Source organism: Azospirillum formosense, assembly GCF_040500525.1.
Lineage (GTDB): Bacteria > Pseudomonadota > Alphaproteobacteria > Azospirillales > Azospirillaceae > Azospirillum > Azospirillum formosense_A.
Genome location: NZ_CP159406.1, coordinates 106,549 through 121,611 on the forward strand (window position 1 = coordinate 106,549; position 15,063 = coordinate 121,611).

The 15,063-nt window shown below is 68.0% G+C and carries 12 protein-coding genes and 1 tRNA gene; 12 read left to right on the plus strand and 1 reads right to left on the minus strand.

Annotation, left to right across the window (positions count from 1 at the left end):
- Window positions 1-37: 37 nt before the first annotated feature.
- The 4 genes from ABVN73_RS27510 (at window position 38) to ABVN73_RS27525 (ending at window position 6,293) form a co-directional block, all read left to right on the plus strand.
- Entirely contained in the window at window positions 38-970 is a 933-nt protein-coding gene (locus tag ABVN73_RS27510; protein ID WP_353861936.1) for an NAD(P)-dependent oxidoreductase, read from the plus strand.
- A gap of 126 nt (window positions 971-1,096) precedes the next feature.
- Window positions 1,097-4,720 carry a glycosyltransferase gene (locus ABVN73_RS27515; RefSeq protein WP_353861937.1) on the plus strand — a complete coding sequence of 1,208 codons (3,624 nt, stop codon included), beginning with the start codon at window positions 1,097-1,099 and terminating at the stop codon, window positions 4,718-4,720.
- A gap of 33 nt (window positions 4,721-4,753) precedes the next feature.
- Window positions 4,754-5,632, plus strand: coding sequence for a hypothetical protein (locus ABVN73_RS27520; protein WP_353861938.1), 879 nt, complete (start codon window positions 4,754-4,756; stop codon window positions 5,630-5,632).
- 118 nt (window positions 5,633-5,750) lie between these two features.
- The gene (locus tag ABVN73_RS27525) at window positions 5,751-6,293 is read left to right on the plus strand and encodes an HAD family hydrolase (RefSeq protein ID WP_353861939.1); all 543 of its coding nucleotides are present in this window, start codon (window positions 5,751-5,753) and stop codon (window positions 6,291-6,293) included.
- A 13-nt stretch (window positions 6,294-6,306) separates the two neighbouring features.
- Here ABVN73_RS27525 and ABVN73_RS27530 read toward each other — a convergent pair whose 3' ends face one another.
- On the minus strand, window positions 6,307-6,903 hold the full coding sequence (locus tag ABVN73_RS27530; RefSeq protein ID WP_353861940.1) for an NUDIX hydrolase: 597 nt from the start codon (window positions 6,901-6,903) through the stop codon (window positions 6,307-6,309).
- 473 nt (window positions 6,904-7,376) lie between these two features.
- Between ABVN73_RS27530 and ABVN73_RS27535 the strand changes: the two genes are divergently transcribed.
- From ABVN73_RS27535 to ABVN73_RS27570, 8 genes are all read left to right on the plus strand, one after another.
- Entirely contained in the window at window positions 7,377-7,823 is a 447-nt protein-coding gene (locus tag ABVN73_RS27535) for a tripartite tricarboxylate transporter TctB family protein (RefSeq protein ID WP_353861941.1), read from the plus strand.
- Complete coding sequence (locus ABVN73_RS27540) at window positions 7,820-9,325, plus strand: tripartite tricarboxylate transporter permease (RefSeq protein ID WP_353861942.1); 1,506 nt, start codon at window positions 7,820-7,822, stop codon at window positions 9,323-9,325. The genes ABVN73_RS27535 and ABVN73_RS27540 overlap by 4 nt, the downstream gene beginning before the upstream one ends.
- Window positions 9,326-9,414: 89 nt before the next feature.
- On the plus strand, window positions 9,415-10,083 hold the full coding sequence (locus ABVN73_RS27545; protein ID WP_353861943.1) for a 4-carboxy-4-hydroxy-2-oxoadipate aldolase/oxaloacetate decarboxylase: 669 nt from the start codon (window positions 9,415-9,417) through the stop codon (window positions 10,081-10,083).
- A gap of 392 nt (window positions 10,084-10,475) precedes the next feature.
- Window positions 10,476-10,550: transfer RNA gene (locus ABVN73_RS27550), tRNA-Gly, on the plus strand.
- 291 nt (window positions 10,551-10,841) lie between these two features.
- Window positions 10,842-11,834 (plus strand): UDP-N-acetylglucosamine 4,6-dehydratase (inverting), encoded by a 993-nt coding sequence (pseB, locus tag ABVN73_RS27555; RefSeq protein ID WP_353862049.1) that lies wholly within the window; start codon window positions 10,842-10,844, stop codon window positions 11,832-11,834.
- On the plus strand, window positions 11,834-13,081 hold the full coding sequence (pseC, locus tag ABVN73_RS27560; protein WP_353861944.1) for a UDP-4-amino-4,6-dideoxy-N-acetyl-beta-L-altrosamine transaminase: 1,248 nt from the start codon (window positions 11,834-11,836) through the stop codon (window positions 13,079-13,081). Before pseB ends, pseC begins: the two co-directional genes overlap by 1 nt.
- A 101-nt stretch (window positions 13,082-13,182) precedes the next feature.
- Entirely contained in the window at window positions 13,183-13,479 is a 297-nt protein-coding gene (locus tag ABVN73_RS27565) for a hypothetical protein (protein WP_145629697.1), read from the plus strand.
- A 257-nt stretch (window positions 13,480-13,736) separates the two neighbouring features.
- Window positions 13,737-15,062: a UDP-glucose/GDP-mannose dehydrogenase family protein gene (locus tag ABVN73_RS27570; RefSeq protein ID WP_353861945.1), complete on the plus strand. Its 1,326-nt coding sequence runs from the start codon at window positions 13,737-13,739 to the stop codon at window positions 15,060-15,062.
- Window position 15,063: the final 1 nt, after the last annotated feature.

Genomic DNA, 15,063 nt, shown 5'->3' on the forward strand with positions numbered 1-15,063 from the left:
CCCGCCCGTTCACGACACTCGATCACAGGAAATTCGCATGCGCATTCTGGTCACCGGCGGCGCCGGCTACATCGGGTCGATCCTGGTCCCCACCCTCCTGGCCGCCGGTCACGAGGTCACCGTCCTCGACGTCTTCACCGAAGGCGGCACCCAGCTTGCCGAAGCCTGCCGTTATCCGGGCTTCACCGCGGTGCGCGGCGACGCCCGCGACGAACGCCAGCTCGACGCCCTGGTGCCCAAGGCCGACTGCGTCATCCCGCTGGCCGCCCTGGTCGGCGCCCCGCTGTGCAGCCGCGACCAGATCGGCGCCACGTCGCTGAACCGCGACGCGGTCCTGGCGCTGGTCAAGCGGCTGGGCCGTGAGCAGAAGATCATCTACCCGACCACCAACTCCGGTTACGGGGTCGGCGAAAAGGACAGCTTCTGCACCGAAGACTCGCCGCTGCGCCCGATCTCGCTCTACGGCACGACCAAGGTCGAGGCCGAGCAGGCGATCCTCGATTCCGGCAACGGCGTCACGCTGCGCCTGGCCACCGTCTTCGGCATCTCGCCGCGCATGCGCATCGACCTGCTGGTCAACGACTTCACCTATCGTGCGGTGACCGACCGCGCCGTGGTCATCTTCGAAGGCCATTTCCGCCGCAACTACATCCATGTGCGCGACGTGACGAAGGCCTTCATGCACGCGCTGGACAATTACGGCGCCATGAACGGCCAGCCCTACAACGTCGGCCTTTCCACCGCCAACCTGACGAAGCTGGAGCTGTGCGAGCGGATCAAGCAGCAGGTCCCCGCCTTCACCTTCCTCGAATCCGCCATCGGCGAAGACCCGGACAAGCGCGACTACATCGTCTCGAACGCCAAGATCGAGGCGACGGGCTACGCCCCGGACTGGTCGCTGGACGATGGCATCCGCGAGCTGATCAAGGGCTACACCATGATCCGCAACGGCCGCTTCTCCAACGTCTGATTCCGGTGGCGCGGGCGGCGGCCCTCCGCCGCCCGGGGCCGGCGACCCGTTGGTGAAAGACCGCTCCGATACCGGTCCCCAAGGCCTTCCGGTCCCTTGTTCCTCCACGCCGCGGAAGAATGCTCCATGCACAGGCTCGTTCTGGTCGATCAGTCCTTCATCGGCTACGAAGGGCATCACTACGAATACAACATGTCCATCGCCGAGGCGGCGGCGGACCGCGGCCTGTCGGTGACGGTGGCGGCGAACCGGCGGGTCGCGGTGGCGGCGAACCGGGACGATGTCCGCATCCTTCCCTGGTTCCGCCACAGCTGGGGCGAAGCCAGCAACTGGGAACGCGCGGAAGGCTTCGTTGAGGAGCTGGTCCGGCTGATCGAGGAGGAGGGGCTCGGGCCGGAGGACCATGTCCTGGTCCACACCGTCTCCACCGTCGAATTCATCCAGCTTCTCCGCTTCTTCGACGGGCTTCTGGCCTGCGAGGCCCGTCCCCTGCCGACCGTCCATCTGCTGTCGCGCCGCGACCCCCAGGAATACGGGCCGGACGGCCTGCGCAGCGTCTCGGAAATCTGGGGCCGGATCGGCCGGTCGGCGGCGGTGAGCGCGAAGTGCCGCCTGCACAGCGACACCGTCGAGCTGGCGCGCATGCACCGGGATCTGACCGGGGTGGACTTCGGAGTCCTGCCGATCCCCTTCCGCTACCGGCTGGTGGAGAACCGCGGCCGGCCCCCTGGCGGTTCCTCTGGCGGCCCCGTAACCATCTTCTATCTGGGCGATGCCCGGTTGGAGAAGGGCTACCATCTTCTCCCCGATCTGGTCGGGCATCTGTGGGAGGATTGGATCAAGCCCGGGCTCGTCCGGTTCGTCGTGCAGTCCAATCTCAACATGCCCGGCGGCGAACCCGGAATCATCCAGGCGCGCAACAAGCTGCGCCAGTACCCCTTCGGCGTCGAGATCATCGACGAACCGATGTCGGCGGAGCGCTATTACGACATTCTCGCCGCCGGCGACCTGCTGGTTCTGCCCTATGATCCCAAGGCCTATGCGGGGCGAAGCTCGGGGGTGCTGAACGAGGCCCTGGCCTGCGGCAAGGTGACGGTGGTGTCCAAGGGCTCCTGGCTCGCCAACCAGGTCACGGCGGAACGGGGGGGCGTCTTCGAGCATCCCGGCGGGCTCGCCGTCGCCGTGGAACAGGCGCTGCAGCGCTTCGACGCCCTGTCGGCGGCGGCACAGGCCCACGCGCCCGTCCACCGGCGCTTCCATTCGCCGGAAAACTTCCTCGATACGCTGCTCGCCGCCGCTCCACCGGTTGCCTCCGCCTCCGGCCCGTCGGTGCTGTTCGTCATGGACGGCACGGCCATGGTCCTGCGCAACGGGGCGTCCATGGTCGCCCACAACCAGCTGCGTCATCTGCTCCGCCACGGTTATCGGGTGCACGCGCTGTTCCTCGGCATGACGGCGGACATGGTGCCGGCGGACACGCGCCGCTGGCTGCGCGAGTTGCGGGAAGAGGTTCGCGGGTTCGATCTGGACAGCGTGTGGACAGCCACCTACAGCCCGTCGGCCGGACGCGTCCGGTTCCGTCCGGAGGAGGCCGTGGCGGCCCATCGCGGACGCTCCTTCGTGGAGGATGTCCGCTACCGGAGCGCCTTCTCCGTTCCCGCCGGCTTCCACGAACTGGTCCACCGCGAGCGGATCGACGCGGTCGTCCTGAACTATGTGCAGAACCTGCCGCTGGTCCGGAGCCTTCTGCCCGAAGGCGTGCCGATCCTGTGCGAAAGCCACGACATACAGTCCTTCCAGTACGCCATCTACAACGACCGCGAGGTGGATGACCGCGATTTGCAGATGGAAGTCGCCCTGCTGGAGGACTGCCGGCACGTCATCGCCATCAATCCCATCGAGGCCGATTGGCTGTCCCAGCGGCTGAAGGCGCCCGCCATCACCTACATTCCGCAGCCGCCGGCCCACCCCGCGGTCGACCTGTCGGACATGGCCGGGGCGGTCGATCTGGCGGAGGTGGCCGTTTCCTGCGGCCTGCAGCGGGACGGAAGGGATTTGGGGTGGCTGGAGCGGCTGCGCGGCGCGGGCTCCCTCGACCTGCTCTACGTCAGCTCCGCCCACCGCCCGAACCTCGACGCCCTGCGCTGGTTTCTGGACACCATCCACCGCGATATGCTGGCCCCGCACGGCGTCACCCTGGCCCTGGCCGGCAGCGTCTGCGACGCCTTCCCCAATCTGGATATTCCAGGGGTCTTCCCGATCGGTCGGGTCGAGACCCTGGCGCCGCTCTATGCCGCGGCGCGCGTGGTCCTGTTGCCGATGCGATCCGGCGCCGGCAGCCCGATCAAGACTCTGGAGTCGCTCTCCCACGGCAAGCCGGTGGTGGCCACCAGCGCCGCCATGCGCGGGTTGCGCTTCAACCGCGCGGAATTTCCCCTCTTCGACGACACGGCGGGCTATGCCGCCCGCATCCTCGAACTTCTGCGGTCTCCCGAAGCCCGCCGCACCGCCGGCGAGGCCGCGTGGCGCATCAGCCGGGACAATGGAAACGACGGTCTCTACGAAAGCCGCCTTGCCGCGGTGATGCGTTCGGCGCTCGGCGACCGCACGCCGGGGCTTCTGCCCGTCGAGCCGCCCTCCGCTCCACGGGCGCCGGTCGAATGGACGGCCGGCCTGCGCGCCCTGAACCGGCTGCTGCGCGCCTGGTGCGCCGGGGAGCCCGCCACGCCCGAGGATTGGACGTTGGGCAGAGACCTCTTCCGAGCCGATCCGGGCACCGGCTCGGCGGTCGTCCGGCGTTTCCTGGAGGAACGGAACGCACCGGTCCTGGCGGCGCACACCGACCTTGGGGCACGGCTGCAGCGCGTGCTCGGCAATGGGATCGCCGAAGCCGAGGCCGCAGCGGTTCTGGGCCTTTCCGACTCCGCCATCGGCTCGTGCGTGATCACGGGGGCGTTCGAGAACACCGGGGGCGCCCTCAGGCTCGATTCCGGCGCCTCGGTGACCGTGCCCATCCGCAGCGTCTGCGGCCCGCATGTGCGTGTGGTTCCGGTCTTCGCGGATGCCGAGACCCCGGCCGGCGCCGTCGCGATGGAGGCGGTTCTGCGGGACGCCGCCGGCGCCGTGACCGACCGTGCCGTGACGGACGGCGCAAAGGACGGCGGCGTTGCCCTGGCGGCCTCCGGCGGCGGTCCCGCCACCCGCGTCTGGACCATCGCCGGGCGGGTGGCCGGCGACCGGCCCGTGACGCTGCGCGGACTGGAACTGCGGCACGTCTTCGACGTCCGCGCGACGGGAGCCGGTCAGGCCGATTTCACCACCGGCTGGAACGCGGTGGAGGTGGTCCGGCACATCGAGCACGGGTCCTGGGGATTCATCTGGAGCGGTCCCGAACCCGAGAGCGAGGTGCGGCTGCCCTTCTTCCTCGACCATGGCACGGATATCCGCATCCGGCTGACCTCGGTGATCGACCCGGCGATCCTGGACGGCATCCGCGCCACGCTCGACGGCGTCGAGTATCCCGTGACCCTGAGCACGGACGGGTACGACCGGGTGCTGGGCCTGCGGGCGAATCCGGACGCCCGGCCGGACATGGAGGGGCGCCACAGCCTGCGCATCATCCTGCCGCGCACGATGAGCCCGCGGATGATCAACCAGAGCGTCGGCGACGACCGCATGCTCGGCATCGCCGTCACCGCCATCGAGGTGCGGACCTTTCATCCGCTGCATCCCCCGTCACCCCGGATCTGACCAGCCTCCGGACCCTGGAAGGAGACGGCCACGATGAAGGCGCTGATCGCGATTCCCCATTACGCCCAAGCCGGATCGGGCGCCTACGGATCGACCGCGGCGGGCGCCGCCGGCCGCGGGGCGGTCCTGGCGGAGGTACTGACCACGCTGCACCGGAGCTTCGGGCCCAGGCAGTCGCAGCTTATGAACCGCCGGCACAACATCCGGCGGCGGGCCAACCGGTCGGCCTCGGCGCGGCTCGACCTCGTCGTCTGCACCACCGGGGACAGCCACGCGCTGAACGGCCTGAACGCCGGCACCGGCCTCTTCGAGCACCGCCCGACCGGGGCCGAGCCGCTGATGCTGGGGTTCGAATGCCACCGCGTGCTGGCCGAACGGATCGGCGACTACGACTGGTACGGCTATATGGAGGACGATCTGATCCTTCAGGACCCGCTGTTCTTCGCGAAGCTCGCCTGGTTCCTGTCGCTTGCCGGGCCGGACGCGCTGCTTCTGCCGCACCGCTACGAGATCCGCGCGGGGTCCGCGGAGAAGCTCTACATCGACGGGCACATGTCCGCCGACTTCGCCGCCCCCTGGCAGACGGTGACCGACCGGCCCGGCTTCTCCGGCGATGCGCTCGGGCTTCCTGTGTCCTTCGAGCGGCCGAACAACCCGCACGCCGGGTGCTTTTTCCTGGACGCCGCGCAGATGCGGCATTGGGCGGCACAACCCCATTTCGGAGACCGCGACACGGGGTTCGCCGGCCCGCTGGAAAGCGCGGCGAGCCTGGGCATCATGAAGACCTTCCGGATCTACAAAACGGCCCCGGACTCGGCGGGATTCCTGGAAATCCGCCACGCCGGAAACCGCTATCTGGGCAACTGGCTCGACAAGCCCGGCGTGCCTCGGCAACCCGCCTGGACCGGCTGAGCGGCCGGGTGACGCCGGAACCGGCTTGACGCGTGAATCCCCCCTCGAACACAGGCTTGGAGTTCCCCGCGTTTCATGAGAAACGGAGGACACCATTGGAAACGGAATCCGCTGCACCATGCCTTACCGGGCCCTTCTGCTCGACCGGGACGGGGTCGTGAACGTCGATCACGGTTATGTCGGTGATCGCGAACGCTTCGTCTTCATGGACGGCGTCTTTGATCTGGCCCGCCACGCCGTGGACCGGGGCTTCCGCATCGCGGTCATCACCAACCAGGCGGGCATTGCGCGGGGCTACTACACGGAGCCGGCCTTCCTGGCGCTGTCAGGCTGGATGCGCGGGGAGTTCCAGGCGCGCGGGGTCGAACTGGCCGGGGTGTTCCACTGCCCCTACCACAAAGCCGGAACGGTGGCTCCCTACGCGCGCGACAGTTTCTGGCGCAAGCCCAACCCGGGAATGATCCTGGAAGCGGCGCGCCGCCTTAACCTCGATCTGGCCCGGTCGGTGTTCCTGGGAGACCAGCCGACCGACATGGAAGCGGCGCAAGCGGGCGGCGTCGGCCTGCGGGCCCTGCTGTCGCCGGGCGGCGGCGTGACGCGAACCGATGCCGGCGCGCTCACCATCGGCCGCCATGCCGACCTGCTTGCCCATCTGACCTGAGGCCGTCGCACCGTCACGGGTCCGGAACGGCGGCGGCCTGGCCGGCGGCCGCCGCTTCTCGGATCTCGTCCTGCCAGACCATGCTGACCAGGGCGATCTGGGTCAGCAACGCGATGTCGCCGCGCGCGATGGCGCCCACCAGTTCCTGCCGCGTCATGAACAGGATCTCGGTCTCCTCCAGGTCGTCGGAGCTGGGTTCGGCCACCCGGCGGCAGCCGGCGGCGTGGAACATGTGGGACAAAGCGCCGCCCTGGTTGGCGTTGACCGTATAGCCCCCCAACGCCGTCCAGCGATCCGAGACGAAGCCGGTTTCCTCCAGAAGTTCCCGCCGGGCCGCTTCCAGCGGATCCTCGCCCGGCGACAGATGGCCGCCGGGAAAGGTCAGATTCACCCGCCGCGGGCCGTGGCGGTATTGCCGGTAGACGATGATCCGCCCGTCCTCCGTCTCGGCGAAGATGCAGGCGAAGGACGGCATGTCGAACTGGTAATAGTCCCGGATGACCCGTCCGTCGGGCAGTTCCACCGTCTCGACATGGACCTTCAGGAACGGCTCCGCATCGAGCAGTTCGCGGCTTTCAAGAACGGTCCACGGGCGCAGGCGGCGGGTCATTCCTCGGTCTCCCTGGTGGCAGCGCAGCATGGGTAGCGACCGGCACACGGCGGGGCAACAGGGCAATCGGAGAACTCGCCCGGTCCGGCCCGTCGTCGCCCGGCTCCACTCTCCAAAATCAATTCAATCTTAGAAAGAATAATTTAATGCTATATCTCCTTAAAGGAGATAAATTGAATCAGTAAGCCATCATAAATATGCGTATGTCGTTGACGAAAGCCGATTCGGCGTTATTGATAGGAGGCCGAGCCAACCGAAGATAAGGATTCTCTGTTAAATTTTATCCTTATTCTTGCAGTGCCTGCCGCCCACCACACCCGGGAAATCCGCCCACCGAAAGCCGGAAGCCCATGCCGAGCCTGCCCCTCTCAAACCTCCCTCCCCCTTCGTCCGTCGCCTCCCGTCCCCGTGACCCGTCCACAGCACCGCAAAGCGCGCCGTCCAACACGACCGCTCCGGCCGGATCGTTTGCAGTGCGGTCGCCGGGTCGAGCTCCTCAGGATCTGGCCGCCGGTCTGCTGATCACGACCTTCGGCCTGGTCGCGCTGTGGCTGGGGCGCGACTGGCCGACCGGGACGCTCGCCTCTGTGCAATCCGGCTTCTTCCCACGGATGATCGGGCTGCTGATGGTCGCAGCCGGCGGCACCGTCACCGGACGGGGCCTGCTGGCTCACGGGGCCGCCCTGCCGTCCTGGGGCTGGCGCCCTCTGATGGGCGTGACGATGGCGGTTCTCGCTTTCGCCGGAACGGTGGAAACGCTCGGGCTGGTGCCGGCGGTGCTCATCCTGGTGGGGCTGGGCAATCTCGCCGGCCAGCCGCTGCGCCCGGTTCCGCTGGCGCTGCTGGGCGCCGTCCTGGCGGCGGGCTGCGTCGCGCTGTTCGTCTGGGGCCTGGGCCTTCCGCTACGTGTGTGGCCATGACGGAACTTCTCGGAAACCTACTGCTCGGCCTGTCGGTCTCGCTGTCCCCGGACAATCTTCTGCTCTGTTTCGGCGGGGCGCTGATCGGCACCCTGATCGGCGTGCTGCCTGGCCTGGGGCCGACCGCGACGGTGGCGATGCTGCTGCCGCTGACCTTCCACCTGCCGCCGGTCGGCGCGCTCATCATGCTGGCGGGCATTTTCTACGGTTCGCAGTACGGCGGATCGGCGACGGCCATCCTGGTGAATCTGCCGGGTGAGTCCTCCTCGGTCGTGACCTGTCTGGACGGCCACGCCATGGCGCGGCAGGGTCGGGCCGGGGTGGCGCTCGCCACGGCGGCGCTCGCCTCGCTGTTCGCCGGCATCGCCACCACCGTCCTGATCGCCGTGGCCGGACCGCCGCTGGCCGGGGTGGCGCTCGCCTTCGGGCCGGCGGAGTATGTGTCGCTGATGCTGCTGGGTTTGATCGGGGCGGTGACGCTGGCCCACGGGTCGGTGGTGAAGGCCATCGCGATGATTCTGCTGGGCCTTCTGCTGAGCATGGTCGGCACCGACGTCAATTCCGGCGACACCCGCTTCACCTTCGGCCTGCCGCAGCTTTACGACGGCATCGACTTCGTGCCGCTCGCCATGGGCCTGTTCGGGCTGGCCGAAATCATCACCAGCCTGGAGCAGACCGGCGGCGCCGGGCGGACCACCGCCCCCATCGCCAGCCTGTGGCCGAAGCGCGAGGACATCCGCCAGGCTTGGCCGGCGACGGTGCGCGGCACGGTGATGGGGGCGCTTCTGGGCATCCTGCCCGGAGGCGGCGCCACGCTGGGCTCCTTCGCCGCCTATTCCCTGGAGAAGAAGCTGGCCCGCCGGCCGGAACGCTTCGGCCAGGGCGCCATCGAGGGGGTAGCGGCACCGGAGGCCGCGAACAACGCCGCCTCGCAGGCCTGCTTCATCCCGATGCTCAGCCTGGGCATCCCGCCCAACGCCATCATGGCTCTGATGATCGGCGCCATGACCATCCACGGCATCACGCCGGGGCCGCAGATCATGGCCAAGCAGCCGGAGCTGTTCTGGGGCATGATCGCCAGCATGCTGATCGGCAACGTGATCCTGGTGGTCCTGAACCTGCCGATGATCGGGTTGTGGGTGCGGCTGTTGCGGGTGCCCTACGGCTACCTGTTCCCGGCCATCCTGGTCTTCTGCTGCATCGGCACCTACACGCTGAACAACAGCGCCTTCAACGTCTTGCTGATGGCCCTGTTCGGCGTCCTGGGCTATGCGCTGCGCAAGCTGGATTGCGAGCCGGCGCCGCTGATGCTGGGTTTCGTGCTGGGCCCCCTGCTGGAGGAGAATTTGGGACGCGCCCTGCTGCTGTCGGGGGGCGATCCCACCGTCTTCGCCACCCGCCCGATCAGCGGCAGCCTGCTCGCCGTCGCCGGCCTCCTTCTGGTTCTGATGGTGATGCCAACGGTGCGGCGGCGGCGCGACGAAGCCTTCAAGGACGAGTGATTTCCCGGTTATTCTCTTTTTCGTCTGTATCAAGCCCAACTCGGAAAACCGGGGCGGGTGGCCTTCATGCCGTGAAAGGTCTTTGCGTGATGACCATCGTCAAAGAGTTTCCCCGCCCCGCTCCCGATCTGGTCGCGTCCTTCCGCGGCCAGTCTCCGGCCACGCTTCACGAGGCGATGGGCAAGAAGGGCGCGATGTCCTTTCCGATCAAGCCGCTGTATCAGGGCATGACGCTGTTCGGCCCCGCAGTGACCGTTGCCGGGGGCCCCACCGACAACCTGATGATCCACGCCGCCATGGCGCTGACCCGACCGGGCGACGTGCTGGTGGTCGATTTCAAGGGCATGACCGAGGCCGGTCCCTGGGGCGACGTCCTGACCGAGGCGGCGCTCCGGCGCGGCCTGGCCGGGCTGGTGATCGACGGCTGCGTGCGTGACGCCGCGGCCATCCGCGCCATGGGCTTTCCGGTCTTCTGCCGGGGCACCAGCATGAAGGGGACCACCAAGACCCAGCCGGCCGGTGACGTGAACACCCCGATCGTCTGCGGTGGCGTGATGGTCGCGCCGGGCGACATCGTGATCGGCGACGACGACGGGGTGGTCGTGGTGCCCCAGGCCGAGGCCCTCGCCACGCTCACCAAGGCGGCGGAGCGTGAACGGATGGAGGAGGGGCTGCGCGAACAGCTCCGCGCCGGGCGGACGACGGTCGAGGCTCTGAAGCTGGAACCCTATCTGGAGGCCGGCGGAATCACGCTGTGACGCGGGCCGTCATGGGCGGGTGGACGGAAAACCCGCCCGCCCCTTGCCTGGAGTGGTATTACCGCTGTCCAGGAAAGAACATCATCAGGCAAAAAAAATGCCGCGGCCGGACACAAGGTCGGCGCGGCAGACCAATGCTCTTGGAGCATCATGATTTTTTTGGTTTCCTCCCCAGACCTCAAGGCCTTTGTTTTGTGAGAGGCAATTTCCACAGTCCGCGCAGGGAAGTCAATCGCATTGAGCGAGGTATAACTTTAAGCCTAACTTTCTCCTTTGGCTCGTCGGAATGGCCGATGGGGTGCCGTGAAGAAAAATCGAAGCGGAGCCCGAACAGAGGGCTTGCTTTCCGCCGGGCGGGTGCGGTATCTCCCTGCCTCCTTCGTGGGAGCGGCGCGGGCGTAGCTCAGGGGTAGAGCACAACCTTGCCAAGGTTGGGGTCGAGGGTTCGAATCCCTTCGCCCGCTCCAACATCGCGAAGACTTCTTCCAAGACGAAGACTTCTCCCAAGACATTGTCGGACGCGAAGCGGTGAGGCCGTTCCCCGGTGGGACCGCCGCGCCAATCCCGCGCGCGCGGCGTCCGCGTATTCCTTGCCGGAATGTTAACCCACTGCTAGGGGTCTCGGGCTAAGGTCGGTCGAACGGCCCGATCTGGGCAAACCTGCTTAGACAAACCATGAAGCGCGGGCGCCCCTGACCATGCAGCAGCTTGACCGTCCGAACGATTCACCGCCCGAGACGCCGCACGCCGGCTTCGGCATGCTGAAGGGCCAATCGATCCTGGTGACGGGGGGAAGCGGCTCCTTCGGGCGGCGATTCGTGGAGACGGTGCTGCGCCACGCCAGCCCGCGGCGGGTCGTCGTCTTCTCCCGGGACGAGTTCAAGCAGTACGAGATGCAGCAGCAGCTCGGCCCCGAATGGGCGTCCACCCTGCGCTTCTTCATCGGTGACGTGCGCGACCGCGAGCGGCTGGAACTGGCCATGCGCGAGGTGGACGTATGCGTCCACGCCGCCGCACTGAAGCATGTGCCGGCGGCTGAATACAACCCCATGGAATGCATCCACACAAACGTCTACGGGGCGGAGAACGTGGTGCGGGCGGCGCTGAACACCGGCGTGAAGCGGGTGATCGCCCTGTCCACCGACAAGGCGGCCAACCCCGTCAACCTCTACGGCGCCAGCAAGCTGGCCTCCGACAAGATCTTCATCGCCGCCAACAACCTGGCGGGCTCGCTCGGCACGCGCTTCTCGGTGGTGCGCTACGGCAACGTCGTGGGATCCCGCGGGTCGGTGATCCCGCTGTTCCGCCGGATGATCGCGGAAGGGGCGGAGTCCCTGCCGGTCACCGACGAGCGCATGACCCGCTTCTGGATCACGCTGCAGCACGGGGTGGACTTCGTCGTCTCCTGCATCGCGATGATGCAGGGCGGCGAGATCTTCGTGCCCAAGATCCCCAGCATGCGCATCGCCGATCTGGCCCGCGCGATGGCCCCCCACCTGCCGCACAAGCTGGTCGGCATCCGTCCCGGCGAGAAGCTGCACGAGGTGATGATCACCGAGGACGATTCCCGCCAGACCTTCGAGCTGCCGGACCGCTTCGTCATCGAGCCGGCCTTCGCCTTCTGGACCCACGAACCCTACCAGCGGCTGGGCGCCCGTCCGGTCACCGACGGCTTCCGCTACGCCAGCGACACCAACGGCGACTGGCTGGACGGCGCGCGCCTGATGCGGCTGATCGCGGAAGCCCCGTGATGGGTGGCCCGGCTTCCCGGACGCCGCTCTCCGTCCTGCCCTACGGACGCCAGGACATCGACCAGGCCGACATCGACGCGGTGACCGCGGTCCTGCGCGGCGACTGGCTGACCCAAGGGCCGGCGGTGGAGGCCTTCGAGGGGGCTCTGCGCGAGCGCACCGGGGCGGCCCACGCGGTGTCCTGCGCCAACGGGACCGCCGCCCTGCATCTGGCCGCCCTCGCGCTGGGACTCGGCCCCGGCGACGCGGTGGTGGTGCCCGCCGTCACCTTCCTCGCCACCGCCAACGCCGCCCGCTACGTCGGGGCGGAGGTCGCCTTCGCCGACGTCGATCCCGCCACCGGTCTGATGGGGCCGGGGCAGGCGGAGGCGGCGATGGAGCGCGCCGCCCGCGCCGGCTGGCGGGTGCGCGCCCTGGCGCCCGTGCATTTTGCCGGACAGACCGCGGACATGGCCGGGCTCGGCGTGCTCGCCGACCGCCATGGACTGGCCGTCATCGAGGACGCCTGCCACGCCATCGGCAGCGTGGACGTGATGCCGGATGGGCGCGCCCTGCCGGTCGGCTCCAACGCCTTCGGCACGCTCACCGCCTTCTCCTTCCATCCCGTGAAGACCATCGCGGCGGGCGAAGGCGGGGCGGTGACCACCAACGACCTGCGTCTCGCCGCCCGCCTGCGCCGCATGCGCAACCACGGCATGGAGCGGGACCCGGCGGCCTTCGAGGACCGCGAGGCCGCGTTCGACGAAAGCGGTTCGGCCAACCCCTGGTATTACGAGATGGCGGAGCCGGGCTTCAATTACCGCCTGACCGACATCCACTCGGCGCTCGCCCTCAGCCAGCTCGGGCGGCTGGACGCCTTCGTGGAGCGTCGCCGCCGCCTCATGGAGCTGTACGCGGAGCGGCTGGCCCCCCTCGCCCCGCTGGTGCGGCCGGCGGACCACGTTCCCTGGTGCCGCCCCGCCTGGCACCTCTGCGCCGTCCGCATCGACTTCGCCGCCGCCGGGCGGACACGGGCGCGGGTGATGGCCGATCTGCGGGCGCGGGGAATCGGCAGCCAGGTCCACTACATCCCGGTCCACCGCCAGCCCTACTGGCGCGAGCGCTGCGGGGACCTCGCCCTGCCCGGCGCCGACGCCCATTACGCCCAGACCTTGTCCCTGCCGCTGTTTCCGGCCATGGCGGACGCCGACGTGGACCGGGTCGCGACCGTCCTGGCCGAAACGCTGGGCCTGCCCGCCAGAACCTGAGAAGCCAGCACCGCCACCCGCCGGCGTCACCGCTGGACAGTTTTCTCCCTTCCAAAAATGCGCTATGCCAAGCGTCATCTTGAACGCTTCGGAGCATGGTCATGGCCGAGGGTACTGTGGACTATTACGCGATGGTCGAAGAGGCCTGGCAGTTGAGCGACGCCGCGCGCGACTATGTGAAGAACGCCGGTCGCGACGTGGACAACGCGGAGCTGTGGGAGAAGGTGTTCGCCCCCTCGTCCCTGATCGACCTGGAGCGCACCCGCGCCGAAGGCGGACAGCCGCTGCAGAAGATCTTCTTCAAAAATCCCTACGGCCTTCAATACCGGGCCGACCACAAGGATTGGATCCCCTTCCGTCACGGTGCCCTGGACCCCGCTTATCTCCAAGCGATCTGAAGACACCGGGAATTTCCAGACGGTCTTGCGGAGGCCGGACGCGCCGGCACGACCCATTCTCCGGCACGCCCGGCACCGGTGGCCTGCATCGTTCGACAGAGGCTTACCCCCCACGCGGCAGCCTGCCGCAGGTGGTGTCCGCATCGCGGCTATCCTGATAAGAAGGCAACCATCGAAGGCGGTCACCGTTCTGCTTCATCCCGAAAGCGGAGCCGGATAACGGACGGTCTCAAGGGTGTTGACAACAAGGGCTCCCCATGCGCATCGCGATGATCGGTACGGGCTATGTCGGGCTGGTGTCCGGCGCCTGTTTTTCGGAATTCGGCGTCCACGTCACCTGCGTCGACAAGGACGCCGGGAAGATCGAACGGCTGAAGCGCGGCGAGATTCCGATTTATGAACCCGGCCTTGACGAGCTGGTCGCGCGCAATGTCGCCGCCGGCCGGCTGTCCTTCACGCTGGACCTGAAGGAGGCGATGGCCGGGGCGGATGCCGTCTTCATCGCCGTGGGCACGCCGTCGCGCCGCGGTGACGGACACGCCGACCTGTCCTTCGTCTATGCCGCCGCCGAGGAGATCGCCGCCAACCTCGACCACTACACGGTGGTGGTGAACAAGTCGACCGTGCCGGTCGGGACGGGGCGCGAGGTGGAGGCGATCATCCGCCGCACCAACCCGAGCGCTGATTTCGATGTGGCGAGCAACCCGGAATTCCTGCGCGAAGGCTCAGCCATCGGCGACTTCATGCGCCCCGACCGCGTCGTCATCGGAACCGGATCGGAACGCGCCGCCGACGTCATGCGCCGGCTCTACCGCCCGCTGTACCTGATCGAGACGCCGATCGTCCTGACGTCCCTGGAAACGGCGGAACTGACGAAATACGCCGCCAACACCTTCCTGGCCGCCAAGATCACCTTCATCAACGAGATCGCCGACCTGTGCGAGAAGGTGGGCGCCAACGTCCATGACGTGGCCCGTGGCATCGGGCTGGACGGCCGCATCGGCAAGAAGTTCCTGCACCCCGGACCGGGCTATGGCGGCTCCTGCTTCCCCAAGGACACCTTGGCCCTGGTGCGCACCGCCCAGCAGGTGGGCAGCCCCCTGCGCATCATCGAGACGGTGGTGGACATCAACGACAAGCGCAAGAAGGCGATGGCCGACCGCATCGTCGCCGCCTGCGGCGGATCGGTGGCGGGCAAGACCATCGGAGTGCTCGGCGTCACCTTCAAGCCGAACACCGACGACATGCGCGACGCCCCGTCGCTGGACATCGTCCCGGCGCTGCAGGCCGCCGGAGCCACGGTGCGCGCCTTCGACCCCGCGGGCATGCACGAGGCCGGAAGGCTGCTGCCCGGCGTGACCTGGACGGACGACGCCTATGCGGCGCTGCAGGGGGCCGACTGCCTGGCCATCCTGACGGAATGGAACGAGTTCCGGGCGCTTGATCTGAAGCGGGTCAAGGCGTTGCTGTCCCAGCCCGTCGTGGTCGACCTGCGCAACATCTACAATCCTGACGACATGGCTCGGGCAGGGTTCGTCTACATGTCCATCGGCCGCCCTTCGGTGCCGGTGGATGCGGTTTAAG

Excerpts from the sequence above, each read along its gene's own strand:
- ABVN73_RS27520 (WP_353861938.1), top strand. The coding sequence starts at position 4,754 with ATGAAGGCGCTGATCGCGATTCCCCATTACGCCCAAGCCGGATCGGGC.
- pseB (WP_353862049.1), top strand. The coding sequence starts at position 10,842 with ATGCTGAAGGGCCAATCGATCCTGGTGACGGGGGGAAGCGGCTCCTTC.
- pseC (WP_353861944.1), top strand. The coding sequence starts at position 11,834 with ATGGGTGGCCCGGCTTCCCGGACGCCGCTCTCCGTCCTGCCCTACGGA.
- ABVN73_RS27515 (WP_353861937.1), top strand. The coding sequence starts at position 1,097 with ATGCACAGGCTCGTTCTGGTCGATCAGTCCTTCATCGGCTACGAAGGG.
- ABVN73_RS27540 (WP_353861942.1), top strand. The coding sequence starts at position 7,820 with ATGACGGAACTTCTCGGAAACCTACTGCTCGGCCTGTCGGTCTCGCTG.
- ABVN73_RS27570 (WP_353861945.1), top strand. The coding sequence starts at position 13,737 with ATGCGCATCGCGATGATCGGTACGGGCTATGTCGGGCTGGTGTCCGGC.
- ABVN73_RS27530 (WP_353861940.1), bottom strand. The coding sequence starts at position 6,903 with ATGACCCGCCGCCTGCGCCCGTGGACCGTTCTTGAAAGCCGCGAACTG.
- ABVN73_RS27545 (WP_353861943.1), top strand. The coding sequence starts at position 9,415 with ATGACCATCGTCAAAGAGTTTCCCCGCCCCGCTCCCGATCTGGTCGCG.
- ABVN73_RS27565 (WP_145629697.1), top strand. The coding sequence starts at position 13,183 with ATGGCCGAGGGTACTGTGGACTATTACGCGATGGTCGAAGAGGCCTGG.
- ABVN73_RS27525 (WP_353861939.1), top strand. The coding sequence starts at position 5,751 with ATGCCTTACCGGGCCCTTCTGCTCGACCGGGACGGGGTCGTGAACGTC.
- ABVN73_RS27510 (WP_353861936.1), top strand. The coding sequence starts at position 38 with ATGCGCATTCTGGTCACCGGCGGCGCCGGCTACATCGGGTCGATCCTG.